This is a genomic window from Protofrankia sp. Cas3, assembly GCF_963555955.1.
GTDB lineage: Bacteria > Actinomycetota > Actinomycetes > Frankiales > Frankiaceae > Protofrankia.
The window spans coordinates 1-26,046 of sequence record NZ_CAUVXP010000083.1; the positions used below are offsets into that span (position 1 = coordinate 1).

18 protein-coding genes and 2 pseudogenes are annotated in these 26,046 nt (G+C 68.7%); 5 read left to right on the forward strand and 15 right to left on the reverse strand.

Going from position 1 to position 26,046, the window contains the following annotated elements; genetic code table 11:
- Positions 1 to 428: pseudogene (locus tag U9983_RS16015) on the forward strand (urease accessory protein UreD); the annotation flags it as partial.
- Between the two features lie 24 nt (positions 429 to 452).
- Here the strand turns inward: U9983_RS16015 and U9983_RS16020 are convergent.
- Positions 453 to 1,013, reverse strand: coding sequence for a PaaI family thioesterase (locus tag U9983_RS16020; protein ID WP_416211415.1), 561 nt, complete (start codon positions 1,011 to 1,013; stop codon positions 453 to 455).
- Between the two features lie 183 nt (positions 1,014 to 1,196).
- Here U9983_RS16020 and U9983_RS16025 point away from each other — a divergent pair, with 183 nt between their 5' ends.
- Positions 1,197 to 1,811, forward strand: coding sequence for a TetR/AcrR family transcriptional regulator (locus tag U9983_RS16025; RefSeq protein ID WP_322751021.1), 615 nt, complete (start codon positions 1,197 to 1,199; stop codon positions 1,809 to 1,811).
- A 161-nt stretch (positions 1,812 to 1,972) separates the two neighbouring features.
- Here the strand turns inward: U9983_RS16025 and hpnH are convergent, their stop codons facing one another.
- Entirely contained in the window at positions 1,973 to 2,977 is a 1,005-nt protein-coding gene (gene hpnH, locus U9983_RS16030) for an adenosyl-hopene transferase HpnH (RefSeq protein ID WP_322751030.1), read from the reverse strand.
- Between the two features lie 730 nt (positions 2,978 to 3,707).
- Here hpnH and U9983_RS16035 point away from each other — a divergent pair.
- Entirely contained in the window at positions 3,708 to 5,993 is a 2,286-nt protein-coding gene (locus U9983_RS16035) for a protein kinase domain-containing protein (protein WP_322754797.1), read from the forward strand.
- 24 nt (positions 5,994 to 6,017) lie between these two features.
- Here U9983_RS16035 and U9983_RS16040 read toward each other — a convergent pair whose 3' ends face one another.
- The 11 genes and pseudogenes from U9983_RS16040 to U9983_RS27935 all read right to left on the reverse strand — a co-directional run.
- Complete coding sequence (locus U9983_RS16040; RefSeq protein ID WP_322754798.1) at positions 6,018 to 8,222, reverse strand: glycosyltransferase family 39 protein; 2,205 nt, start codon at positions 8,220 to 8,222, stop codon at positions 6,018 to 6,020.
- Between the two features lie 148 nt (positions 8,223 to 8,370).
- On the reverse strand, positions 8,371 to 10,038 hold the full coding sequence (gene ispH, locus U9983_RS16045) for a 4-hydroxy-3-methylbut-2-enyl diphosphate reductase (RefSeq protein WP_416210726.1): 1,668 nt from the start codon (positions 10,036 to 10,038) through the stop codon (positions 8,371 to 8,373).
- Positions 10,039 to 10,178: 140 nt separating this feature from the next.
- Positions 10,179 to 12,143, reverse strand: coding sequence for a squalene--hopene cyclase (gene shc, locus U9983_RS16050; RefSeq protein ID WP_322754799.1), 1,965 nt, complete (start codon positions 12,141 to 12,143; stop codon positions 10,179 to 10,181).
- A 78-nt stretch (positions 12,144 to 12,221) separates the two neighbouring features.
- On the reverse strand, positions 12,222 to 13,238 hold the full coding sequence (locus tag U9983_RS16055) for a polyprenyl synthetase family protein (protein ID WP_322754800.1): 1,017 nt from the start codon (positions 13,236 to 13,238) through the stop codon (positions 12,222 to 12,224).
- The gene (gene hpnE / locus U9983_RS16060) at positions 13,235 to 15,106 is read right to left on the reverse strand and encodes a hydroxysqualene dehydroxylase HpnE (protein ID WP_322754801.1); all 1,872 of its coding nucleotides are present in this window, start codon (positions 15,104 to 15,106) and stop codon (positions 13,235 to 13,237) included. Before hpnE ends, U9983_RS16055 begins: the two co-directional genes overlap by 4 nt.
- Positions 15,103 to 16,008: a presqualene diphosphate synthase HpnD gene (gene hpnD / locus U9983_RS16065; RefSeq protein ID WP_322754802.1), complete on the reverse strand. Its 906-nt coding sequence runs from the start codon at positions 16,006 to 16,008 to the stop codon at positions 15,103 to 15,105. The genes hpnE and hpnD overlap by 4 nt, the downstream gene beginning before the upstream one ends.
- Positions 16,005 to 17,018 (reverse strand): squalene synthase HpnC, encoded by a 1,014-nt coding sequence (gene hpnC, locus U9983_RS16070; protein WP_322754803.1) that lies wholly within the window; start codon positions 17,016 to 17,018, stop codon positions 16,005 to 16,007. Before hpnC ends, hpnD begins: the two co-directional genes overlap by 4 nt.
- Positions 17,019 to 17,306: 288 nt before the next feature.
- Positions 17,307 to 18,137 carry an SDR family NAD(P)-dependent oxidoreductase gene (locus tag U9983_RS16075; protein WP_416210170.1) on the reverse strand — a complete coding sequence of 277 codons (831 nt, stop codon included), beginning with the start codon at positions 18,135 to 18,137 and terminating at the stop codon, positions 17,307 to 17,309.
- A gap of 338 nt (positions 18,138 to 18,475) precedes the next feature.
- Complete coding sequence (locus U9983_RS16080) at positions 18,476 to 18,946, reverse strand: DUF192 domain-containing protein (RefSeq protein ID WP_322754804.1); 471 nt, start codon at positions 18,944 to 18,946, stop codon at positions 18,476 to 18,478.
- Positions 18,947 to 19,028: 82 nt separating this feature from the next.
- Positions 19,029 to 19,550, reverse strand: a complete 522-nt coding sequence (locus tag U9983_RS16085; RefSeq protein WP_416211416.1) for a TetR/AcrR family transcriptional regulator — start codon at positions 19,548 to 19,550, stop codon at positions 19,029 to 19,031.
- Positions 19,551 to 19,679: pseudogene (locus U9983_RS27935) on the reverse strand (TetR family transcriptional regulator); the annotation flags it as partial.
- Positions 19,680 to 20,088: 409 nt separating this feature from the next.
- On the opposite strand from U9983_RS27935, the gene U9983_RS16090 reads away from it, so the two are divergent.
- Positions 20,089 to 22,359, forward strand: coding sequence for an MMPL family transporter (locus tag U9983_RS16090; protein ID WP_322754806.1), 2,271 nt, complete (start codon positions 20,089 to 20,091; stop codon positions 22,357 to 22,359).
- Between the two features lie 428 nt (positions 22,360 to 22,787).
- Here the strand turns inward: U9983_RS16090 and U9983_RS16095 are convergent, their stop codons facing one another.
- Positions 22,788 to 23,510, reverse strand: a complete 723-nt coding sequence (locus tag U9983_RS16095; protein WP_322754807.1) for a hypothetical protein — start codon at positions 23,508 to 23,510, stop codon at positions 22,788 to 22,790.
- Between the two features lie 1,082 nt (positions 23,511 to 24,592).
- Between U9983_RS16095 and U9983_RS16100 the strand changes: the two genes are divergently transcribed.
- Entirely contained in the window at positions 24,593 to 25,027 is a 435-nt protein-coding gene (locus U9983_RS16100) for a CBS domain-containing protein (RefSeq protein ID WP_322754808.1), read from the forward strand.
- 104 nt (positions 25,028 to 25,131) lie between these two features.
- On the opposite strand, the gene U9983_RS16105 is transcribed toward U9983_RS16100, so the two are convergent.
- Positions 25,132 to 26,046, reverse strand: a 915-nt coding sequence (locus U9983_RS16105) for a hypothetical protein (protein WP_322754809.1), incomplete at its 5' end; no start/stop codon positions are given.

Below are 26,046 nucleotides of genomic sequence, written 5' to 3' on the forward strand. Positions count from 1 at the left end.
GGCGGGAGGAAATCGTCCTCGGACGTTTCGGTGAACCAGCGGGCTCGATCTCCTGCGCACTGCACGTCGACGTCGAGGGACAGGGACAGGGACGCAACGGCCGAAACCGGGAGGGCCACAACCGAGAAGGCCACAACCGAGAAGGTCGCAGCGGGATGCTGCGCCCGCTCCTGCGCCAGGAGCTGTGCCTCGATCCGGGTATGCCCGGCCTTGACGGGCCGGCTGTCCTCGGTGGCGCCCGCGTGACCGGTTCGCTGCTGATCGCGGGCCCCGGGCCGGACGGGCTCGGGACCGCCCCGGCGGTCACGGACACCTTCGCCCTGCTCCCCCTGGCCGGGCCGGGGGTTCTGATCAGCGCACTGGCACCCGACGCGGTCGCACTCCGCCAGGCTCTGAACACGGGCCGAACCATGGTCGCCCACTGGTGAGCGGCGGTGCGATGCCCACGGCCGTCAGGCCGGCGGCGGGGCCGCGCCCTCAAGCGGAAACACCAGGCAGGTGCTGCTCGCGGTGGCGAGTTTCCTGCCGTCGGCGCCGCAGACATCCCCCTCGGCGAAGACAATGCGGCGACCAGGTCGGACGACCCAGCCGTGCGCGGTCAGGCCGCTCGGGCGACCGTCAACCACCTGGATCGGCCGCAGATAGTTGACCTTGATCTCGATGGAGGTGTATCCGAACCCGGCTGGCAACGTGGTGTGCACGGAACAGCCCGTGACCGTATCCAGGAGAGTGCAGACAAGACCGCCATGTATCATGCCAATCGGGTTGTATGCGGATTCGTCCGGGGCACAGTGAAAAACAACGTCCCCCTCGGCAACCGCACCGATCCCGAAATCAAAATGCATGGCGATCGGCGGGGGTGGGACCACGCCGTCACGCATCGCCAGGAGGAAGTCGAGACCGCTCATGGTCCGCCCCATCGCAGCAGTGACCATTGGATCATGCCAGGTGATTGTCTTACTGCGGGGCTCGCCCCACTCAACAGCCGGTGGGCGCGGCTCGGTCGTAGTCATGGTCGCTAGATTAGAGCGCCCCAGCCCTGCGATGCCGCGCCCCTATTGTCGGTCGCTTTTTGTGGCCAGTGCCTCACACGGGCCACGGCTACGGCTACGGCGGCCCGGACAACCAGGTATAGTTATGGACATTTCCACCACCGAACAAGCCCACTAGAAGACTGAGTGCAACATAATCAGCGAATGAGCAGGATCCGCGGAAGCGAGCACCCCGCCGCCACCCGAGAGGTTCTCCTCGCCGCCGCGCGGCACCGATTCGGGACCCAGGGGTACGCGGCGACCGGCACCGAGGAGATCGTGGCCGACGCGCAGGTGACGCGTGGGGCGCTTTATCATCACTTTCGCGACAAGGCTGATCTCTTCGGCGCGGTGATGGAACAGGTCGCCCTTGAGGTCGCCGAACAGCTCGTCACCACCGAGCTCAAGCGCGCCACGGACGAGCCGGCCACCGACGCCTGGGAGCAACTGCGAACCGGCTTCCAGTCTTTTCTCGACATCTGCACCGACAGCGACTTCCAACGTATCGTGCTGGTCGACGGCCCGGCGGTACTCGGCCACGACGCATGGGACGTCCTGGTCGAACGTCACGGCTACCGCCTGCTCGCTGAATGGCTGAGCAAGGCGATCGACGACGGGCGGATCGACCCGCTGCCGGTCGCGCCCCTCACCCGGGTGTTGGCGGCCGTCCTGTCCGAGGCGAGCCTGTTGATCGGCCGGGCCTCGGAACCCGCGAAAGTCCGACGTGAGGCCGGCGAGGTTCTCGATCGGCTGCTCGTCGGCCTGGAAGCGAAAAAGTAACGAAAACAAGAAGGTAGCGAGAACGTTGCGAGCCGGCCACCGTCGAGGTGGCCGGCTCGCAACGTGGTGCCAAGCGGTGGCGGTAGTGCCAGGCGGTAGTGCCAGGCGGTAGGGGACGAGCCGTCCCTGAAACGGAACGCGCAGATATCGCGCCTCGCGCCTCAGACGCTGCGCATGGCCCGCAGGGACTCCTTCAGCGACGACGTGGTGGCAAGCACCGCGGAGGTCTCGTACCCGCAGTGAGCCATGCAGTTGGCGCAGCGGGGGTCCTTACCCCGGCCGTAGGCGTCCCAGTCGGTGGTCTCCACCAGCTCCTTGTAGGACGACACGTAGCCGTCGCTCATCAGGTAGCACGGCTTCTGCCAGCCGAACAGCGAGTAACTCGGGATACCCCAGGCCGTACACGAAAGATCGCGCTTGCCCTCCAGGAAGTCCAGGAAGATCGGCGAGTGGTTAAGCCGCCACTTCTCGCGCCGGCCGTCACCGAAGACCTTGGCGAACAGCTCGCGGGTCTGCGAGACGCCGAGGAAGTGCTCCTGGTCGGGCGCCTTCTCATACGCGTAGGCGGGCGAGAGCTGGATCTGGTCGACCTTGACCTCGTCGTTGAGGTAGGACAGAACGTCGATCACATCCTGCGGGCTGTCGTTGTTGAAGAAGGTGGAGTTGGTGCCCACCCGGAAGCCGGCTGCCTTGGCCGCGGCGATCGCCTCGATCGCCTCGTCGAACGTGCCCGCCTTCTCCACCACCGTGTCGTGCCGCTCGCGCAGCCCGTCGATGTGGACGATGAAGGTGAAGTACGGCGACGGTGTGAACTTCGCCATCTTCTTGCGGAGCAACAGCCCGTTAGTGCACAGCAGGACAAACTTCTTGCGGGCGATGAGCTGACGGACGATCTCGTCGAGCTGCGGGTGCATCAGCGGTTCACCACCGGCGATCGCGACCACCGGTGCGCCGCACTCCTCCACCGCGGCCATGGCGTCCTCGACGCTCATCCGCTGCTTGAGTACGGACGCAGGGTGCTGAATCTTGCCGCAACCGGTGCATGACAGATTGCAGGCGAACAACGGCTCAAGTTCGAGAACAAGCGGAAAGTGCTTACGACGCAGCACCTTCTGCTTGGCCAGGTACATCCCGATCCGCAACGAGTACCGCCACTCCACCGCCACGGCAATACCGCCCTTCGGCGTCGACGTCGTGCGGCCGGACGACCGCTCCATCTCGACAACATACAGGGTGTACGTACAGCTTGTATGTTCGTCGAGAACGTTGGATCGGCCACTTCTCCCCGTCCTACCCGGCCGACCCCGACCCGCATCGGACATCCGTCACCGCAGGTCAGCGACCTAGTCGGAGTTTTAGACCAGAAATCCGGACGGAGCCGTGTCGGGATCCGGACAGCGGGAAGTAAACGATCACCACAGGGCGACGGCACTGGACCGGCAGGCCCAGCGACCCCCAGCCGCGGCCCGACCAGGCCCGGCCCACGGTGGCGCCACCCGGGCCTGACGGGGACATGCCCGGCAGGCATTGGTCCTGCGTTCCACCGCCGGTCGGCGTTGCGCCGCCGGTGTTGGACGAACGTCACATCGCCCGCCATAAGCTGGACATCGGCCCCAGGCGCGCCGTGGTAGCAACGGTCTGGCCTTCGCAACCCCGCCAGGAGTGACGCAGGCCATTCCCAGGCCGCCCAGGTTCGCCAAATCCGCGACATCAGGCCGGGTATGACCGACCCCGCGGCAAACCGAGCGGCGATTGTGTGTAGACCTGACGGGTGAGTCCCGAACCGGCCAACCAATGGCTGTCCCCGGCGACGCCTAACATCGGCGAAAAAGACAGTGGGCAGCAGCGCGGAGGTCACATGGGGTTGGGCACGCGTTGCAGGCTGAAGGCGGGCGTATGACGCGAAGCGGGCACACGGTCACGCACCTGATCGGCGGGCGGTTCCGGCTGGTCGAACGGCTCGGCTCGGGCGGGATGGGGACGGTCTGGCGGGCCGTCGACACCGGCACCGGTGTCGAACGTGCCCTCAAGGAGATCCGCATTCCTGACAACCTCTCGGCCCAGGACCGCGAACTGCTGATCGAACGTGCCCGCCGCGAAGCGCGCAACGCCGCCCGGCTCGGTGCCCATCCCCATGTGGTCACCGTGTACGACCTGGTCGAGGACCACGGTGCGCAGTGGATCGTGATGGATCTGGTCCCAGGACGTTCGTTGGCGGCGGTGATCGCGCAGGACGGTGCGCTGGACGAGCCCGAGGTCGCCCGGATCGGTATCGCGCTGCTGGACGCGCTCGTGCACGGACACCGCAAAGGAGTTCTGCACCGCGACGTCAAACCGTCGAACGTCCTGATCACCGCTGACGGTACCGTCAAACTCGCGGACTTCGGCGTCGCGGCCTACGAGACCGATCACCGGATCACCGCGGCCGGGGGCGTGGTCGGCACACCCGCCTATATGGCTCCAGAACGTATCCGCGGGGATGAGGCCGGTCCGGCCAGCGATCTTTTCTCGCTCGCGACGACCCTGCTGCATGCGGCGGAAGGCGTCTCCCCGTTTGGTCGGGATACCACCTTCGCGACCATGCACGCGGTCGTCTACGAAGGGCCGAGCGCGCCGATGCGCGCAGCCCGGACCTTTTCGATACTCCAACCGATTCTGGCCAAAGATCCGTCCGCTCGGCCCACGACGGAGCGGATTCGCCGCCAACTACAGGCCGTCGTCTCGGCGCCGGCGACAGAACCGCCCGCACGACCGGCCCCGGTTCCGGTAGCGCCACAGGTAGCGCCACAGGCAGCGCCACAGGCAGCGCCACAGGCAGCGCTACCGGACATGCCCCGGGAAGCGCCACCGGTGGCGAGCCCGAACGCCTGGCCGACGTCGAACGCGTTCTACGAGGCACCGACCATGGTTGCCAACGTCGCCGGCGGGACCGCCATCGGCGAGCAGGATGGCGATGACCTCGACACCGTCGGCCTGGAGGTCCTGACCCCCGGAGTGCCGAGGCCACGCCGGCCACGATCACAGCCCGACATCGACCCGGCCACGATCGAACAGCCGGTATGGGTCGGTCCGGACGCGCGGCAGGCCGCGAACGGTTCCGGGAAGGCCGCGCGCCCGGGCAAGGCACGGGCGTCCCGGCGGGGCCTGCTGCTCGCCGCCGTCGCCGTCGCCGGTCTGGGCGCCGGCGCCGGATCGGCGGCCTGGGCTGCCCGCCGGATCGGCCGGCCGGCCACCCCCGCACCACAGACGGTGGACCTGGGTCCGCTCGCGTTCTGGCTCCCGGGAAAGCCCGACGTCGAGTTCGCCGGCTCCTTCATCGCCGACCACAACGGTTATTACCGCCACGCAGGGTTCACCCGTACAGAATTCCATGACGGTGGGTCGCGGGCCCGAACCGTGGTGGCGTCGGTGGCTTCCGGTGCGGCATTCGTCGGGGTTATCGCGCCGGACACCCTTCCGAAGGAAATCGCCAACGGCGCACGGCTGCGGGTGATCGGCACACAGCGACAGAAGTCGCCCTGGGCCATCGTCTCGCTTGCTGACAAGCCGATCAGAACGCCGCAGGACATGACCGGTATGAAGATCGGGATGGCGGCGGGCAGCACGGCCGTCTGGACGTCGTTCCTGGCCGCCGTGGGAGTGGCGGAGACGGCCGTCACCCAGGTCGTCACGCCCGACCATCTGCGGGCAGTCGCGGAGCGCCAGGTCGACGGGGCACTGTCGTCGGTGATCGACGCCCCGGCTGCCTTCGCCCGCCAGGGCGTCGCCACCTCGACGTTCCTGCTTGCCGACCACGGCTACCAGCTGGTGTCCAACGTGTACGTGGTGAGCGCGGACACGGTGGTCAGGTCGAGGCAGAAGGTCAAGGCGTTCCTGGCCGCCGAAATCCACGGCTGGAAGGACGACCTGGCCGACCCGATGCTCGGCCCTCGACTACTCGCCGAAGTCTACGCCCGGTCGTCGGGGCTCGACATCGACGAGCAGGTGGCCAGGAACAGGCGGCTGAGCACCCTTGTCGAGAGTGCGGACACACATCGCAACGGATTGTTCACGATGACTGACGCCCTGATCGAGGCCAATGTGCGGGTGCTGGCGGACAGCGCCGCCCCCGCCGCCGCCAGAAGGATGTTCGACCTGTCGATCATCCGCGAACTGTATGCCGAGCAGCCCGCACTGATTTGATCATGTGCCCAGGCGTCGCGGTGCTCAGCGTCGCGGTGCGAGCGTGACGCCGAGAGTCCCCGTCACGGTGGCCGGTACCCAGGCGTTGTCGTAGCGGCCGGGGACCAGCCGCCAGCCCGGCCCGGGACCCAACGCGACCAGCACCCCGTCTGCGCGTCGCTCCAGGGGAATGCGCTCCTCCCAGCGCCAGGCCCCGGTGAGGTCCGGCGTCGTCCCCGCGGCCAGGCCGACGGTCAGCTGCGCCGGCAGCACAGCGCCCGCGAAACTGAACTCCTGCACCGAGGTCGGCGGCACCGAGGCCTGCATGACCGAGCCGCCCACCGGCGATGCCACCGTGACGAGCGCGCGGGCTCCGTCCACAGTCGCGACGACGCTCGCCGCGGTGCCCGCGGCTCCCGTGACGGGCAGCGGGCTGGTCACCGTCTGCTCGCCGATGCGCAGGTAGAACGATGCGTAGCGCATGTTCGCCGGGACCGACGCAGACACCCGAACCTCGATCTTCTTTCCCTCGACCGGGCGGAGTTCGACGAAGGAGCCCCGGAAACTCCACGGCTTCTCCGCCTCGATCACCTCGTCGGGGCGGAGCTGGTACAGCCGGCGGCCCGGCATCCTCTCGGCGAGCTGCCCGTCGGCCGCGCCGAGGTCGGCCGCGTACAGCACCTGGTCCGACAGGTCCGGGTTGTTGCGTAGGAACTGGTATGGAACCTGTGTGTAGCGGCTCGGCGTCGGTGGGGTGACGATGACGACCGCCGGCCCATCAAAATTGTCCGGGATGAGATCGAGTACGTACCCGTCGACCGCGTTGACATAGCGTTGTACGTTGACCTTCGCGGGCACCCCGACGGCGGTCACAGCCACCAGCGCCAGCCCGCAGACGCCCGCCACCGGGATTGCAACCGGCCGCGGGAGCCGCCCGGGCACCGCCCGCCACAGCAGGCACGCGCCGCTGCCGGCGAGGATGACGACAGGCGACAGCGCCACCATGTGGTAATGCGGACCGAGGCCGTTGCGAAGGCTCGGAACCGCCATGGCACTACCCCACCAGAAGAAGTAGGCGGCGAAGACCCCCAGCGCGGTGATGGCGAGCAGCAGATGCCCGGCGCGCCGCCCCCCCGCCGCAAGGCCCGCGAGGAGCCCGACCCCGGCGAGGACGACCAGCGCCGTCCCACCGAACAGCCAGCCCGGGGCGGCGGCAAGAGTCGCCCGCAGCGCGTCGAGCGCGACATGCCCGGTAAAGGCGAACGTCGGTTCGGACGGCAGCATCCGCCGCTCACCGAAACCGAAGCGGTCCAACGGATCGGAGGCGGCAAGCGGCAACGTCCGCATCGAACCGGTCACGTGCCGACAGAAGGCGGCCACCGCCACGACGAACGGTAGCCCCCCGAGCCCGACCCACCCGAGGTCCCGCAGCATCGCCGCGACCGGCCGCGGGCGTTGCCCGGCCGTCGCGAACCGGGCCGTCGCGAACCGGGCCGTCACGAACAGGACCCCTACGATGGCCACCAGCACCGCGTCGAACGGGCGGGCCATGGCGGCGAGGCCGAACGCCGCACCGGCGGCCACCAACGACCGGCGGGCACCGATACGGGTGCCACGCAGCAGCGCGGCCATCGCGGCGGTCAGCGCGGCGGCGGTGAACGCATAGGCCATCGGCAGAGCCGTGTGCAGGAGGACCAGCGGCGACAACGCGAGAAAGGCCGCGGATGTGAGTGCCGTCGCCACATCATCGAACAGTTCGCGGGCCAGCCGGTAGGTTGCAACCACCCAGGCTGCGGCCACCAGCGCGGGAGCGAGGACCATCGTCCCGAACAGCAACTGGGACACGGCCAGCATCGCCGGCCACCCGGGCAGGTACTTGGTGAAGACCCGTCCGTTGTGGACGCCGGTCAGCCAGGGGCGGAAGAACGGGTCCACCAGGTTCTGGTCGAGGGTCAGCCGCCCATGCAGCAGCATCCGGGCCTGGAGCACGTAGGCGGCCTCATCCGCGTCACCCGAACCATGGCGGAACAGCGTCTCCTGCAGCACCACGCTCGCGGTGAACGACAACGTGCCGAGGGCGAACAAGGCCAGACGCGGCCCGGATACGGACACCGCAAGCCGGGACGCCCGGCCCCGCGACGACGATGCGGGGCCGGGCGTCCCGGAAACCGCACCGGGGAGCTCCTGATAATCGAGCCGCTGCTGATCGCCCCGCTCAGCCAGCACCGTATCGGTCGATACCTGACGCATCGGGTGGACCGTAGCAGGAGTCCTACCGCGCGCTTTTCACCGCATCCGCCCGTTACCGTCCGGAATTGCGACACGAGCGCCGCGTAGCCGGATAACGCTCCGAACTACCCGGCGCCTGCGCCCGCAGCGTGGTGATCGGCGACGTGTACTACTTGGGCTGGCGGCGAAGTTCCTTGGGCAGATGGAACGAGATCGTCTCGGTGCCGACCGAACGGACCGCCACCGCTGTCGGGCCGAGGCCGGACAGTGCCCTGGTCAGCTCGTCGACAAGGGTCGGAGGCGCGGACGCCCCCGCGGAGATGCCGATGGTGTCGGCACCGACCAACCACCGCATGTCCACCTCGCCGACGTCACCGACGAGGTAGGCCGGCACACCCTCGCGTTCGGTCACATCGACCAGCCGGCGTGAGTTGGCACTGTTCTGTGAGCCGACGACCAGGACCAGGTCGGCCTCGATGGCGACCCGCCGGATGGCGCTCTGCCGGTTCGAGGTCGCATAGCAGATGTCCGCCGATCCGGGCCCGACCACAGCCGGGAAGCGGTCCCGCAGCGCGTCGACGACTTCCTCGGCCTCGTCCACCGCGAGCGTGGTCTGCATGAGGTAGGTCACCCGCTCGGGATCGTCGACCTCGAGCCTGGCAACGTCCGCGGGCGACTCCACCAGCTTGATCTTTCCAGGCGCCTCCCCGAGTGTTCCGTCCACCTCCTCATGCCCGGAATGCCCGATAAGCAGGACAGTGTCCCCGCGCGCGGTGAACCGGCGAGCCTCCGCGTGGACCTTCTCCACCAGTGGACACGTTGCGTCGATCACTGACAGCTCACGGTCGTCGGCCTGCTCCCAGACGGCGGGGGCGACCCCGTGCGCGGAGAAGACCACGGTTGCCCCGGCCGGTACCTCGTCGAGCTCCTCGACGAAGATGGCGCCACGACCGGCAAGATCAGCAACGACGTGGCTGTTGTGGACGATCTGCTTACGCACGTAGACCGGCGACCCGTACATCTCCAGTGCCCGCTCGACAACCTCGATCGCCCGTTCGACTCCGGCGCAGAACGCCCTGGGCTCGGCAAGCAGCACCTGGCGTGATCCGACAGCCGCCGACCAGCGCTCCAGCACCGGTCCGAGGGTCATCATCGTCCGCAGTCCCGCGATCCCCCGGCGGGCCAGGTCAAAACGCCCCAGCGGCTGCTCGTCGGTGTCCACGATGACGCGGACGATCGCCAGCGGCACCCCACTCGCGCCCGGCGCGATCTGTGCGGATTCCATGTCCACGGCGATCGCCCCGGTCGCCGCCAGCTCCGCGCGTGCGGTGCCTATCGCCAGCCGCGACACGGATACGACCGGGCCGACGTGGACGGTCAGGCCCGCCCGGCGCAGTTCACCGGCCAGCAGGGGCGCGGACGGACAGTGCGCGCTGACCGAACCGTCGGAGGTGCGGACCTCATCAGCCACCACGACGTGCCCGGGCTTCACCCCCGGACCGAGGCCGCCGCCGAGACCGACCAGGGCCACGGCGTCCGCCCGGGCCTCGCGGATGATGCGGGTGGACCGGCTGGCCTGCTCGGGTCCCATTCCGGTCCGGATGAGGATCGTGCCCCCGGGCAGGCCCGAGCGGGCCGCGGCCCATGCCTCCAACCGCAGCGGCGCGGCCACGACCAGCCTGGGCCGACGCCGGACCATGGCGCGCAGACCCGGCGCGGTGTCCCGCCCCAGATCAACCCCGGCCGGGGCGCCGTCAGCCGTCGACGGGCGGACCGCTGGGGTCCTGATGGTTGACGTGACCGCCGTCGGAGCAGCAGTCGGAGCAACAGCGGTCATGGCGTCTACCTCCGGTACCTCCGGTACCGGCAAAACCGGCAGAGCCGGCCGAGCCGGCGGCGTCCGGGATGCCGGGACCGCCGATGGCTTGGACCCTTCGGCGGGACCCGCCGTCCGTGATGTGTCCGGTGCCGAGAAAGTCATGATGCGGACCCGCCGCTCAGGTATCGGCCGAGCGCGGTCAGCGGGAAACTCAGCCGATACAGGTGGTAGTTGATCGAAAAATCCCCGGGGAAACCGGTGCCCGTGTGGTGCGGCTCGTCCCAGGTTCCGTCCGGCCGCTGGGTGTCGACCAGCCACTGCACCCCCCGTTCGACCGCCGGGGACGCCGGATCGGCGGCGAGGAGCGCGAGGAGCGCCCACGCCGTCTGGGACGCGGTGGGCTCACCGCGGCCGATCCAGGCGTCATCGGTGTAGGAACGAAAGTCCTCGCCCCAGGCACCGTCAGGTCTTTGATGCTCGACCAGCCACTGGACGGCCCGGATGATCGCCGGATGGTCGGCGGACACCCCCGCGTCGATCAGAGCTGGGACGACCGCGCCGGTGCCGTAGATGTGGTTGACACCCCAGCGACCGAACCACGACCCACCCGGTTCCTGGTCTGCCAGCAACCAGCCCACCGCCCGTTCGGTGATGGGATTGCGCGCCTGGCCCACTTCGGCGAGCATTTCTACTATATGAGCCGTCACATCCGCGGACGGCGGGTCGATCACCTCGCCGAAGTCACAGAAAGGCAGCTTCGTGGGGAGGGTCCTGGTGTTGTCGGCGTCGAAGGCCCCCCATGCACCGTTGGCCGAGCGCATCCCGATGGCCCAGTCCACGCCGCGGCGTTCGGCCGCCCGGAGCCGGGCCGCGAGCCCGGGGTCCACCGCGTCGATTCCGCCTGTCTGACTCCCGTCGACCCCGCCGTGGGGTTTCAACAGACGACGGATGGCCAGCACGACCTCGGCGGTGTCGTCGACGTCGGGATACCCGTCGTTGTCGAACTCGAACGCCCAGCCGCCAGGGGCCAGTGCTGGACGTTTGACCGCCCAGTCACCGGTGAGCGTGACCTCCTCGTCCGCCAGCCACCGGGCCGCGCGCACCATGGCGGGGTGGTCGGCGGCAAGGCCCGCGTCACGCAGGGCGACGACAGCGAGCGCGGTGTCCCAGACCGGGGACTGACAGCACTCCAACCGGCGGACCATCCCCGCGGGGGTCCGCTCCCGGATCGTGTAGCGCTCCAGGCCACGTAGCCCGGTCGCGATCACCGGATGGTTCATGGGGTAGCCGAGCAGCGTCAGCGCCATGATCGAGAAAACCCACGGAGGCTGGATGCCGCCCCAGCAACCGTCGGCCTCCTGCCGAGCGATGATCCATTCGGCGGCCCGGCGCATCGCGTGCCGGCGGATCATCTTCAGCGGACGGCGCTCGTACCGGTGCAGCACCGCGTCCAGGCGCTGGAACGCGCCCGTCCACGAGCGCAGCGGTGCCGGCGGCTGGGCCGGGAACTCGACCTTGAGCTCATCGATCCCGAATCCGAGCGAGCGCTTCGGCCGAAACGTCCCGATGATCGTCAGCGGAACGATCGACTGCCGGGCCCAGCAGCCGAAGTCGTACACGTTGAGCGGGAACCACGACGGCAGCAGCACGAGCTCGGGCGGCATCACCGGCAGGTCGTCCCAGGACCACTCGCCGAACATCGCCAGCCAGATCCGGGTGAACACCCGGGTGGCGGCGGGACCGCCGTTCTCCCGGACGTAAGCCGCGGCAGCCCGCATGTGCGGGGCGTCCGGGCTGTCCCCGGCGAGCCGCAACGCGACGTACCCCTCAAGAGTCGTGCTGAGATCCGGCGGGCCACCGTAGTAGATCGCCCAGGTGCCGTTCTCGGTCTGCCTCGAACGGATCCAGCGGGCGGCCTCCTCGAGCACATCCGGAGTGAGGATGCCCATGAAGACGCGGAACAGAAGGTCTGCCGCCTCGATCGTGATATTGGTCTCGAGTTCGCCCTTCCACCAGCCCTGGTCGGACTGCAGCGACAGCAGGTGGTCTCGGGCCCGGACGGCGGCTGCCGTCACCGTGTCGGAGGAGACTTGGGATTGCCGGTAGTCGGTGGTCGAGCTCATCAGCGGCTCCCGTCCACATGTCGGTCCCGGTGCGGTATGAACTCCCGGTCCAGTACGAACAGCAGTGTCACAGCACACTCACCGATCCCGTTCGGTAACAAAACGGGCAAGGGCAAGCAGTTCGGCTTCAACCAGCGACGGCAGGGCCAATGACGCCAGCAGCTCGGCGCACGCTTCGAGCTGGCGGTCGGCCTCAGCCGTGGTCCACTCCCGCCCACCAGCGCGTTCGACCAACTCGGCGGCGCGATGCAGGTCGCCTTCGGAAAGTTCCCCGGTGGAGGCGAGGAAGGCGCGCAGCTCGTCGGCTTCGGAGCCGCCGGCCTCCAGCGCCACCACGACCGGGACCGACTTCTTGCGCGAGCGCAGGTCCGACAGGACCGGCTTGCCGGTCACCGCAGGGTCACCCCAGATACCGAGCAGGTCATCCACCAGTTGGAAGGCGGTTCCCAGCCGTGACCCGAACTCGGCGAGGCCGTCGACGAGTCGGGCCGGGCCGTCCGCCAGCACCGCGCCGATCGCGGCCGAGCAGGACAGCAGGGCGCCGGTCTTGCCGTCCTCCATCATCAGCGTGTCCGCGACGGTGATGTCGTTGCGGGTTTCGAAGTGCAGGTCCTCGGCCTGACCCCGGACGAGGTCCTGGACGCCCGCCCCGAGCATCACCGCGGCGCGGCGACCGGCATCCCGGTCGACCTCGAGCAGCACCTGGGTGGCCAGCCCCAACAGGGCGTCGCCGGCGAGGATCGCGCCGTCCGCGCCGAACACCGTCCAGGCCGTGGGTCGGTGCCGGCGCTCGGTGTCGCCGTCCATGAGATCGTCATGCAGCAGCGAGAAGTCGTGGACGAGCTCGACGGCGACCGCGCCGGGGAGCCCGACCTCGACAGCGGCGCCGGCCGCCTCGGCCGAGAGCAGTGCCAGTGCCGGACGCAGCAGCTTTCCGCCGCTGCCCGCGAGCGGGTTACCTTCCGCGTCGATCCAGCCGCGGTGGTAGGCAACCACGCGACGCAGCCGGGGATGCAGCCGGTCGACAGTGGCGCGAAGCGCCGGCACTGCCAGAGTCCGGCCCCGCTCGATCGCATCGGGAACCACAGTGGTCATGCCGGAAATCTCCCTGTCGGTGACGCCGCCGAAGGCGTGGTCGTGGTTGAGGTTGAGGTTGATCGCTCGGATGGTGTCGGAAGCGGTGTAAGTGGCGGGGTGGCGGTCAGTGCCGGCTGGGCCCCTGGGGTGCCCGCCGTCCCGGGGGTCGATGATCCCGACGGGTTAGAAGACGACGGTCCCTCGTCCGGGACGTTGGTCTCAGGCATCCGGGATGATTGTGACGTTTTGCACGAATTACCCGATGACGATCCGCATCCCCCCGCACGCGTTGGAGCACCGCCAGGCGCATCGACCACAGGGAGCAACCTGCGGGCCGGGCCGGGCGAAGGCGGACCGGACCGCCAGCCCCCCAGCGCCACCTTCGCGGCGGCCAGGCCGCTGCGGACGGCGCCCTCCATGGTCGCGGGCCAGCCCGTGTCGGTCCACGCGCCGGCCAACGCGAGTCCCGGCAACGCCGTGGCCGGGCCAGGGCGCAGCGCGTGGGTGCCAGGCGCCTGGCGGAACGTTGCCGTGCGCTCGCGGGTCACGAACACCTCGATCGCCTCGGCGCCTCGCGCGGCCGGCAGCAGCCGGCGCATCTCCTCGACGAAGATGCCGCGAATCTCACTCGCCGGCCGGTCGATCCACTCGTCCGCCGCTGACAGGGAAATCGCCAGATACTGCGTACCCGTACCCGTAGGGCCGGCCGGCCCGGACCCTTGCGCGGAACCCGCGTCAGGCCCTGCCACGGCCGAGGACGCGACGGCCCCGCTCGACGCGGTGATCCCGCTCGACGCGATACTCCGGCTCGACGCGGTGCGGTCGAAGACCCACTGGACCGGGGATCCGACCACGGCGAGGAACGGACCCTCCAACACCTTGCGGTCATAGACCATGTGGACGTTGACGATCGGCGCGGAGCCGAGCTCGACGAAGCGCTCCTGGCCCTCGACCGCGCCGGCCGGCAGCAGCGCGGCGGCCGCCGGTGGGGGCACCGCGAGGATCACGGAATCGGCCTCGATGGAGCCACTGTCGGTGACCACACGCCAACCGGTCGCTGTTTTCGTCAGCTCACGAACCTTCACGCCGGTACGGACATCCGCCCCGAGGTCGGCGAGCTCCGAGGCAGCGGCGTCGCCGTGAAGCCGCTGGAGCGGGACGTCAGCCCAGCCGATGTCCCCGGCGTCCGCCCGCTCGAGCAGACCGGTACGCACAACCGTGGCGGCGAGACCGAGCGACGCCGAGTCCGCCGGGGCGTTGAGGGTCGCGACGGTCAGGAGCTCCCACAGCGCCTCGATGGCTGCCGGGGACTGGCCCTGGCCGGCCAGCCAGCTACCGAACGAGGCACCGTCGACCTCGGGTCGGTTCGGGTCGAGCCGACCGAGCCGGTAGGCCGCGAGCGCCGCCCGTAGCCGCTGACCGATCGGGAACGCCCGGTATCCCAGCAGCGCCGGGGTCAGATGCAGCGGCGCCGGCCACGGGATGCGGGTGCGCCGCAGCCGGGCACGTGTACCGGACCCGGCAAGCAGCACCGGGACGTCCAGTCGGTCCTGCAGCGTCGTCAGGTGCTCGACCCCGAGCCGACGCAGGAACGCCCGGTAGGCCGTGCAACAGCGCATGAAGACATGCTGGCCGGTGTCGACCCACCTGCCGTCCCGCGCGAATGAGGAGGTCGCCCCGCCCAGGCGCGGCCGTGCCTCCAGCACGGTCACCTCGGCACCGGCGTCAGCGGCGACCAGGGCCGCTGACAGGCCGGCCAGACCACCGCCGACCACGACAAGTCGGTGTCCCCCCTGGCCAGGGGTGCCGGGGCCGGGCAGCGGCGTCACCGGCAGGGGCGTCGTGGGCAGGGGCGTCACCGGCAGGGGCGTTGTGGGCAGGCTCATCCGACCGACACCTCCGGACGGCCGGCCAGGCTGCGGGCGGCGACCACGACCTTCTCCCACCCGGGCAGCGAGAGCCGTTCCGCCAGGACGGGGGTCGGGTCCATCCTGATCCGGCGGTTGAGTCGCAGGTAGATCCCGGCCATCGCGCCGCAGCAGGCGGCGCTGCGACGGTCGAGCATGCCCAGGAGCTTCAGGCCCCGCCCGTACCACTCGTCGGCGCGTTGTGCGCAGTCGCGCAGATATCCGACGAGTGCGTCGGATGGACCGCCGAGCTGACCATCCGGGCCCAGCACGAGAGTGATGCCGGCCTTGTCGAGCTCGGCCCGTGGCAGATAGATCCGGCCGGTGATCAGGTCCTCCCGGACATCTCGCAGAATGTTGGTCTGCTGCAGGGCAATCCCGAGTTCGTCGGCGACCGTGGGGGCATTGGAGTTCGCGTGCGCCGCCTCGGTGCCGAAGATTCCCAGCGACAGCCGCCCGATGGTGCCGGCCACCCGCCGACAGTATCCGACAAGATCGTCAAAAGTTTCGTACGTCACCCCCCGCAGGTCCATCTCGACGCCGTCGATCAGCTCGCTGAAAGCGTTGACCGGGATGGGGAAGCGCCGGCACGCGTCACTGAGCGCGACCAGGACCGGATCCGTGCTGGACGCGCCGAGGGCCAGGATGTCGGCCCGGGCCGCGGCCAGGCGAACGACCTTCTCGGCCAGGGGCAGGTCACCGTCGCCGATGTCGTCAAGCCGGCGGGCGAAGGCGTACACGGCGGAAAGGGCTGCCCGCTTTTCTGCCGGGAGCAGTCGGATGCCGTAGGAGAAGTTACGCGCGGCCTCCCGGGTGAGGCTCTCACACGATGCATACGCTTCGGTGACTGTGGGCGACCACAGCGGCCCGTTGACGGTCATTCGCCACCTCCGTGCCCACTGGGCTTCGCGATGATCCCGCCGCCGGTGACCAGTGGGGGGAGTCCGGACCGGGCCGCGCGGGCGGCCCGGCGGGCGGAGGGTGCGGCCGACCCGAGTGCCACAGCCGCGCCGTACCGGGCGATGCGGGTCTTCGGCGCGGTGGGGGCACCGCGCAGGACGTCGAAACGGGCCCGCGCGATCGCGTCCAAGGCGGCGCGACCACCGCCGACGAAACCCGCGAGGACAAACCGCAGCCGGCCGTTCACCCGCCCGACCAGCGGGGTGCCCTCGTCAAGGATGCGGCGCGCGCGCAGGACCTGAAAAGCCATCAGGTCCCGTACCGCGGGCCCGGCGCTGGGACGCGCCAGATCCTCCTCGCGCACCCCGAAGTTGGCGAGATCTTCGCGGGGCAGGTAGATCCGCCCCGCCGCGAAGTCCTCGGCCACGTCCTGACAGTGCTCCACGATCTGGAGCGCCGTACACACCCGGTCTGACAGGGCGACCCGGTCGGGCGTGTCGACCCCGAAGATTCCCAGCACCATGCGGCCGACCGGATCCGCGGACAGAGTGCAATAACGCAGCAGGTCGTCGAAGGTGTCGTAACGGGTGACGAACTGGTCCTGCCGGTTGGCCGCCACGAGCCGGTGGAACGGCTCGGGATCCAGAGCGCACTCCCGAACGGTCGGCACCAGCGCCTGGTTGATCGGGAAGGTCGGCATGCCCGCCCAGACCTTCTCAAGATCAACTTCGAGAGCGTCGAGCAGGGCGAGCCGGTCGCCGGTCGCCTCGTCTCCGATGTCGTCGACGAGCCGGGCGAATCCGTAGATGGCAAACAGGTGCTGCCGCTGCCGAGCCGGAAGAATCAGCGGAGACACGGTGAAGTTCTCAGCGGAAGCCGCCCGCAGCACATCCTGGGGCGAGGAATGCAGGGCCACCCCCGGCAGCGGCGCACCGGATGCTCCCGTCGGCCCGCCTGGCAGTGGGCCGATCTTTGCGTCGCTAGCAGTCATGCGCCTCCCCCTCGTCAGCGGTTGGGCCTGACGCGAACCGCCGGAGCAACCCGGCGGCGCGCTCGAACCGGTCAATTTTCTGGATCCATCGGGCCTCCGACCGCACCGGAACGGCGCTGAGCGCGTCGCCGTCGGCCGGTAGAACCCTCACAGCCGCCGCGTTCGGTGGCCACCGGCGCGACCTCGTCCAGCCAGCGATCCCCCGTCGGTCGCGTGGCCGATGAACGGGGTCCGTCCCGGTGCCGGGGGGCCGACCCACGCCCCGGACAACTTACGGTAGCGATGCACCTACCCGAAGACACTCGCCAGCCGCCGGTAGAGCGGCGGCGCGGCTCCGTGTACCCGGGCGGCAAGGGACAACCACCGTGGAACCCACACCTCGGCCTGCCCGCGTCCAGTTGCGAACAGCATGCGTTCAGCGACGAGGCGGGCCGGCTGCGGACGTGGCCACTTTCGGACGTACGGCGCTCCACGGCGGTGGAAGAAAGGTGTGTCAACCGCCCCGGGGAAGCACAGAGTAACCGAAACGCCCCGGCCGGAAACCTCAGAACGCAGCGCGTTCGCGAACCCGACCAGCGCCGCCTTGGTCGCCGAGTACGCAACCTCACCACGGACACCAAGCGCGCCGGCAATACTTCCGACCAGGAGGATGCGCCCGTGCCCGCGCTCGAGCATGGCCGGGAGCACCGAGCGGACCAGTGCCATCGGCGACAGCACGTTGATCGCCACCAACTCGGCGAGAGTTTCGTGGGAAAGCTGGTCGTAGGGTCCCGCGCAACCGAGACCGGCCGCGCACACCAGCAGGTCCAGGTCACCGAGGAGATCCTCGCCACGGCGGGCCACGGTGGCCTCGGATCCCGGGACCGACAGGTCCACGGCAATCCGGTGCCCCTCTGTCGATGCCGCAACCTCGTCAAGCGCCACGCCGTTACGACCGACCAGCAGGACCTGACAGTTCATCGCGGCCAGAAGCAGCGCAGCCTCCCTGCCGATGCCGCTGCTGGCGCCGGTGACGATCGCAGTCTTGGGCGGCCACCCCCGGCTGCCCCCGAAACGGGACGGCTCGGCGACAACGTGCAAACGGCTGTCCGGAACAGTGGGACGGGCCGGTGTGTGCACAACAAAACCCTCCGGTCGCGCGGTGGTCGCCTCCTCCCGGGATGGGAGACGGTCGCGGTCAGGCCTTCGGAACCTGGGTGTCGACAGCGCTGGCGACAAACGGTCGGCCACGTTCGGCCTAGCCCTATTTCATCGCCCCACGGCCGGAACGTCCATCGTCAGCTGGACGACACCAGGCCGAAAGCCTTGTCGGACCCGTCACGTCACCGACGGATCCACACTGCAAGCACTACATGGCATCCCGTCGGCATTCACCCAAAATAGGATTGTCGCTTTGTAGGTCTTCTCACATCGGAACATCGATTTTGCATCACCGACATGACACCGTGCTGATGTGACTAGTCGAATTCGATCATGTCCCCTGTACGCGTGCCGGCGTTTCTGAAGGTACCCTCCGGCGCTTCGACGGCTTCGGTGTAGGCCGAGTCGGCACGATAGATCTCGCAACGTTGTGAGTCGACCTCGGAACACGGTGTCATCTCACGAACCGTGACAACCCGCCCCGACCTGACGAAGGCGATCGACAGGGGCAGCAACGTCCGGTACATGTAAAAGCCGTCCGAGGCCTCACCGTTGAAGACGAAGAGCATCCCGGTCCCGGCGGGCAGCGACGTACGGCCCATGAGGCCACGCGCACGCAGCGTCGGCGTGTCCGCGACCTCCGCGGTGAGGGTCACCGTGCCGACCCGTACCTTCCGTGTCGCCATCTGCCCGCCGTGCGCGTCGGAAACCCGCGCCGCGGTCAGGCAGGCGGCTGTGCCGGCAAGCGGCACGGCTACCAGGGCGAGCACGTAACGTGATCGAAGCACTATCCGGACGTTACTCCACCAGTGCCGAAAGGTCATCCGTGACGCCACGCCCCAGTCGCAGACCGCCGTCCGCCGGCCGCTCTTAGCAACCGAGCGCGGCGAGGGCGGCTTCGACGACCTCCCGCCGGACGTCGTCAGGAACCAGCGGCTCGGTGACGTCGTCACCAACCGACACCGAATGCGTCCCCCCTGTGCCCGTCGCGCTGGTCGGGCCGGCACTGGCATGCGCCAGCGCTCGCCGTGCCAGCGCGGTCCCGAGGATACCGGCCTGCACGCACCCCACGGCACAACGCGCCCGCAGGAGCCGTAACGGAGTGGGATCAGGACCAGCGAGAGCAGTCACAATCGCATCCTGGTGAGATGCGATGTCACCCTTACCGATCTGTCGATGGATCACCGACGGATCGTTGACGAAGGCGAACAGCACAGCACCCGGCCCTGCCATCGCCTCGACCAGACCCTCAATGATCGTCCGCGCCGAAGCCGGCGGATCAACGCGCGAGAGATCCCTCACATGACCGAACGCCTCTACGAACGGCTGCACTACTGCGTCCAGAATCATGTCCTTGGACGCGAAGTGGTAGTAGAGAGCGGCTTTCGTCATACTGAGCCGCTCCGCAATGTCACGAATCGATGTCCCAGCGTAGCCTTGCTCGTTGAAGAGCTGCACAGCGACAGCGAGAATCCGGTCGCGCGTGTCCACCGCGTTAGCGCGCGGTGCACGGCCGGACATCGTCGCCCCACACCCCTCTCACCGGGAGGTCGGTAGCGAAGAACCTATACCCTCGCCCCATGCAGATCCACGTCTACTGACCGTTCGGTAAACTACCCCGACCGACCGATCGTTCAGAGCGCCCGTCAGCGGGGGCGGCGGACCAGCAAGCGGAGATCCAAGCGGAGGAGACCGAGGCCGCGGGCCGGGGATCGCCGCGTGGGCGCCGCCTGCCCGAAGCTCCTGTTGCCGGTCGCACGTCCAGACCTGCAGGGCCTGCGAGCGCGCGAAAAGAACCACGATCACGCGCTCTCCGACCACGCATCCAGACCCACCGGGCCTGCGAGCGCGCGAAAAGAACCACGATCGCGCGCTCTCCGACCGCACGTTGACCCTGACCCGTCCATCGGCCCAGACCGGGGGGAAACCCGTGGCATCGCTCGCGCGTTGGTGCTTCCGTCACCGCTGGATCGTCCTACTCTTGTGGTTTGGCGCCCTGCTCGGATTCGGTGGGGCCGCCTATGCCGCCGGTACGGACTACAAGAACAACTTCTCACTCCCCGGAACCGAGTCGCAGCAGGCTATCGACCTGCTCAAACGGGAGTTCCCCGCCGCATCCGGCGAGACCACCAGCGTCGTGCTGCACGCCCGCTCCGGCACCCTCTACAACCCTGTCGTCGAAGCGGACGCCACGGCGATGCTCCAGCGGGTTGCCGACCTCCCCCGTGTCGTCGACGTGACAAGCCCGTTCGAGCCGCGGGGCGCGGAGCAGTTCACCAGGGATGGAACAACGGCATTCGCCACCGTCGCGCTGGACGACCAGGCGGTTGAGATCCCCCGCGACGAGCTCAAAGCGATCATAGACACCGCCCGCGCGGCCGATGGCGGGGCGCTCCAGGTGGAACTGTCCGGCACCGCGGTGTCCATTGTGGAACAGCCCCAGCAGAACACGAGCGAACTACTCGGCGTCGTAGCCGCTGCGATCATCCTGTTCATCGCGTTCGGGACCCTGCTTGCGATGACGCTGCCCCTGGTGGCCGCGGTCATCGCCCTCGGCGTCGGGATGGCCTGCATCGGCCTGGTGTCCCATGTGATGTCCATCGCCCAGTTCGGACCGACGCTGGCGACCCTGATCGGCCTGGGCGTGGGCATCGACTACGCCCTGTTCATCGTCAACCGGCACCGTATCGGCCTACGAGCGGGCAAGACGCCGGAGGAAGCAGCCGTCACCGCGATCAACACGTCCGGCCGGGCCGTCCTGTTCGCGGGGCTCACCGTGTGCATCGCCCTGCTCGGTATGTACGCCCTCGGTGTGACGTTCCTCTACGGCGTCGCGATCTCCGCGACCCTCACCGTCTCGCTGACCATGGCCACCGCGGTGACCCTGTTGCCAGCGCTGCTCAGCTTCTACGGGATGAAGGTGCTCGGTCGGGCCGAACGCGTCCAGCTCACCCACAAGGGCCCGGAACCCGCCCATCCGTCCGGATTCTGGTGGCGTTCGGCACGGCGGATCGAACGGCGCCCGGCCATGTACGCGACGGTGTCCGCCATTCTGATTCTGATCACTGCGCTGCCGTTCTTCGCCCTCCGGCTCGGTAGCGGCGACGAGGGCAACGGCTCGCCGTCGCGGACCTCCCGACGCGCATATGATCTTCTCGCCAGCGGATTCGGGCCGGGCTTCAACGGCCCGTTCACCCTCGTCGCCGCGATCCACTCCCCCGCTGACACGAATGCTCTCGAGGCGGTCGTGACCGCACTGCGCACCGTGCCCGGTATCGCGTTCGTCACCCCGCCGCGATCGAGCCCCAATGGTGAGGCCGCGACGGTGGCGGTGTTCCCGACGACCAGCCCACAGGACGCACAAACCGCGGCGTTGCTCAAGCGACTACGGGGAACGATCATCCCGCAGGCGACCGAGGGCAGCGCCCTGGACGTCAAGGTGGGTGGCACGACCGCGACCTTCCAGGACTTCTCCGACGTGCTGACGAGCAAACTCCCGCTGTTCATCGGCGTGGTCGTGGCCCTGGCCTTCAGCCTGCTCGTGGCGGTGTTCCGTAGTGTCATCGTCCCGCTGACCGCATCGGTGATGAACCTGCTGGCGGTCGGCTCGGCGTTCGGTGTCATCGTCGCGATCTTCCAGTGGGGATGGTTCGCGGGGATCGTCGGGGTCAAGGGCGGACCGATAGAGCCGTTCCTGCCGGTGATGCTGTTCGCCATCCTGTTCGGCTTGTCCATGGACTACGAGGTGTTCCTGGTGAGCCGGATGCACGAGGAGTGGCTGGTCCGGCGGGACAACCGGATCGCGGTCTCCCTCGGCCAGGCCGAGACGGGACGGGTGATCACGGCCGCGGGCGCCATCATGACGGTGGTCTTCGCGTCCTTCACCCTCGCGGACGACCGAGTGATCAAACTGTTCGGCATGGGACTCGCGGTGGCCGTACTGATCGACGCCTTCGTCGTCCGCGCCCTGCTCGTGCCGGCGCTCATGCACCTGTTCGGGAAAGCGAACTGGTGGCTGCCACGCTGGCTGGATCACCTACTGCCGAGCGTGTCCGTGGAGGCACCCGAAGAGATCGAGGAGATTCGCAACACGCCGGTACCCGCCGAGGTCATCACGCCGGCGGACGAGGACACCGGCGCGGACCAGCCAGCTGCTTCCACGCGCGTTCCACCGACCTGGCGAGCTGACAATCACGCCTGAGAGCGCCCGGCAACAGGGGCACGGCGTCGCCGGTTGGTGGGGTGCCACGGGGGCACCCCGCAGCGGCGCGGAGTGCCCCCGTGGTGGCGGTCCGAGGAGGCGGTGTGATCATCTCATCGGACGGCCGGGTCACACCAGGTCTGGCGCACGGCGGTAGCCGCGACTCGGCGTGAACCGGGCGCTACCGATCATGTTCGGCGCAAACACGACCAGGGCACCGTAAGCCGGCATGAGCGGTGTCGGCGCGACGTTTGCCTGATCGCGGACCATGGTGGACAAAGCGATTACCCCCGCCGTTGGTCGATCTTCTGACGCACACCCTACAGACACTTAGAGTGTTGATAACAACACTCTAAGTAGTCGGAGTGTCGCCACGAACAACGGCACCCTAGGATCAGGCGCTCGATCAGGGGTGATCGAACAGCCGGTCAGGCCAGCAGATCGAGGTCGGCCACGGTGATGTGACCAGCGGCCAGCACCCACTCGCCGAGCCGGACGATGTAGTCCGGCAGCCGCCGCGAAGCGGGACCAGGCTCATCGCGAAGCAGTCCCGGGATCCCCTGCCCGGCGAGATTGCTCCGGACTGTGGCCAGGCGCGAGCGGACGTAGTTGTCGTCGCGGTTGACCCGGCGGGCAATCTCCCGGTAAGTGGCGAACGACGCATGGTTGTCGTCCGTGCGCAGGCGGGGTTCGCACAACGCGACCAGCAGCAGGCGTTCGGTCTGGGTGAGCCGGACGGAAAGCTGCATCGTGTCCTGCTCCCGATGTACCGGCTGGCGGCGATAGTGCACCACGCCGATCTCATGGCGCTGACCATCCGCGCCGACTGCGACGATCTGGAACTCGGCGAGACCGGCCGAGACCGCCGTCGCCGGGGACAGGATGCGATGGGTGTCCCCGTCCGCGGTCAGCACCAGGAGTGGATGCCGACCGGTGTTACCGATGACAATCGCGCCTTCACTTTCGGCCAGAGTTCCAGCACGGCGGGACACCATCAGGTCCTGCGGGTCGGCCCCGAACGGGATGTCGCAGCCGGCGCGGCCGAAGGTCAGTCGACGGCCTGACCCCAGCGCCCACCTCCGCCCGCTGGCGGTGATCCTCGCGACGACGACCGCCGGCGGTGCCGCATCCGGTACCCCTCTTGCGACCATGCGTTCCCGCCGCCCCTTTCATGCCAACCACCCGATGAGCGTAACTGTGAAAAGGCCTGCCGGCTGTCATCTGCAGGTCACGGGCCCGGGCGAATCCGCGCAGGTCAACCGGGGTCGCGCTGCCCCTTCGCGCCCCGGGGACTGCGGCCTCCGGCGATGCGCCAGAACCACGATCGCATCGCCTTTGACCCGTTCAGCAGGGGAGCACCCCTGCTCCGGTGCGGGGGCGCTCTGTTCGGACGTGTACGGGTCCGGAAGGATCTGTTTTGCGCCCACCGGTAGAGCACGATCGGAGACCGCGGGCGCACCTCGGCTGGGGGGCCGAGGTGGGGGGTGGAACTGGGGGAGAAGAGATAGCCGGAAACCGGCGGGCTGGCGGCGGAGGGGGTCGCCAGCCCGCCGGTGCACCACCTGCTCGCGGCTGCCTGTGCGGTTTGAACGGCCGCGACCACGACAGGCCCCAGGGTCTGTCCGAGGGGTTCATACCGATTCGCCCCTTCTCCACCGTACGGCATCGGATACCTGCCCTGATGTGGGCACATCTCATGCCGTTCACGACGCGACCGGCGTCGCCACCTCAGAGCGCCCGGCAACAGGGGACGCGACGTCGCGGGGCTGCGGTACGCACCTCGCAGCATCGCTCCCCGTCCATCGCTTCGCGAGGCACGGGTACCCCGGCTCGTCGGTCGACACCCACCACCAGGGCGCCTCCCTCCTCCGCCTCGCGATCTACGCACCCCAGCCCCGCTCCTTCATCCACGCCCCTGTTGCCGGGCGCTCTTAGTGCTCGCCGCCAGCCACTTTGCCAGTCGCGGTCCAGACCAGTCGCGGGTCACCCAGGTGACCAGGTGGGCTGCCGGCTGTGAACGCATCCGCCCGCGGCATGCGGTCACACATCCGGGGTACCACCTAGTCGGTCAAAGGGTAGGCCAACGGTCGCGTGATCATACTTCCATACGCGCGGCCGGTGGCCCCGAGTAGTCGAGAGCGCTCGCGGTGGTCGGCGGCACGGCACGCACCACTGGTCGCCGCGGGTCCGCAGATCTGGTCAGGCTATCTGGCCAGAAGGAGAGGGGATCCGCATGACTACCGCACATCAGATCATGCACCGGGACGCCGAGTGCATCGGTGAGACCGAGACTCTCGTGGACGCCGCCCGCAGGATGCGGGACCTCGGCGTGGGCTCGCTGCCGATCTGCGGCGAGGACAACAAGCTTCGTGGGATCATTACCGACCGCGACATCGTGATCAGATGCCTCGCTGAGGGAAAGGACCCCCTGACAACGCGGGCCAGGGATCTGGCGCAGGGCCGGCCGTTCTACACCGACGCGAACGCCGACCTTGATGACGTCATGCGCCAGATGATGGACCACCGGATCAAGCGTCTTCCCGTGATCGAGAACAACCAGCTGGTAGGCATGATCAGCGAGGCCGACCTGGCGAGAAACCTCCCCGAGGACAAGCTGGGCCAACTCGTGGAGGCCATCAAGTCCGGCCCCGCCGATCGCCTTACCTGACCTCGTCTTACCTGACCTCGCCTTACCTGACGTCACTGTTCGGGCCAGGCGATGCGCGAAAGCAGCTCCCCGCTCGTATCATTCGGCCTGGACGGGCGGGGAACTCAGGAACCCGGGAACGAATCCGGATCCACACTGCTGGTGCTGGCGTTGCCGCCGACGCTCTTGTACAGCGTCAGGGTGAAGGTCGTGTACTGAGTCTGCGTTGAGAAGTACTTCGTCTGATATGACAACGGCTGGTCGAACTTGCTGAAGTCGCAGTCCCGGGTAAAGCGGGAAGCGGCAGCCTCCCAGTCCGTACCGGTGGTGAAGAACACGTCGAACGTCCCGTCCGGAATGCCATCGGCGGTCACCGTGGCACCAGCCCGGACGTAGATGTTCCGGATCAGCGTTCCGCTCCCGGTCAGCTTGATCACCGCATCGGTCGTGGCCGCCTTGATGGTCAGCTTACCCAGACCGCCACGCTTTCCCGGGCCGAGACTGCCGTTGGCAGGTTGGCGGTTGAGGTCCGGCTGGGCGGCCGGCATGAACGTCCCGACCCTGTACGACTGCGCGGGATCAGCGGACGCGATCGCGGCCGCGGCCGCGCGCAGCACCCGCGCGCCGTCACCGCTGGCAGCCCTCGGCATTCCAGCGCCGCCGGTGCACAGTGTGTGGTCCTGGGCATCACCGGCCAGCCTCGAAAGATCACTGGTCAACCTGGACAACGCAGCAATAAGATCTTTATGAGCGGCCGCGACGTTGGCCGGGGGTCGGATCCGCGACAGCGTCAGGCCCTGGGTTCCCAGCTCGCCCGCAGCGCTCTTGAACGCGTTGGACAGGGCAGCCGGCGTACCGCTGAGAAAGACGGCCGAAAACCGAGGGGCAAGTGCAGAGTCCAGCGCCGAGAGGGCAGCCTGATATTCGCCTGACGTGATCGTGGTGGGAGTCGGGCTGGGTGTCGGGGTCGGGGTGGCTATCGGTGATGACGCGCGGCTGGTCGGGGACGTCGGCTGAGGCAACCCGTCCCGGCTACCGCC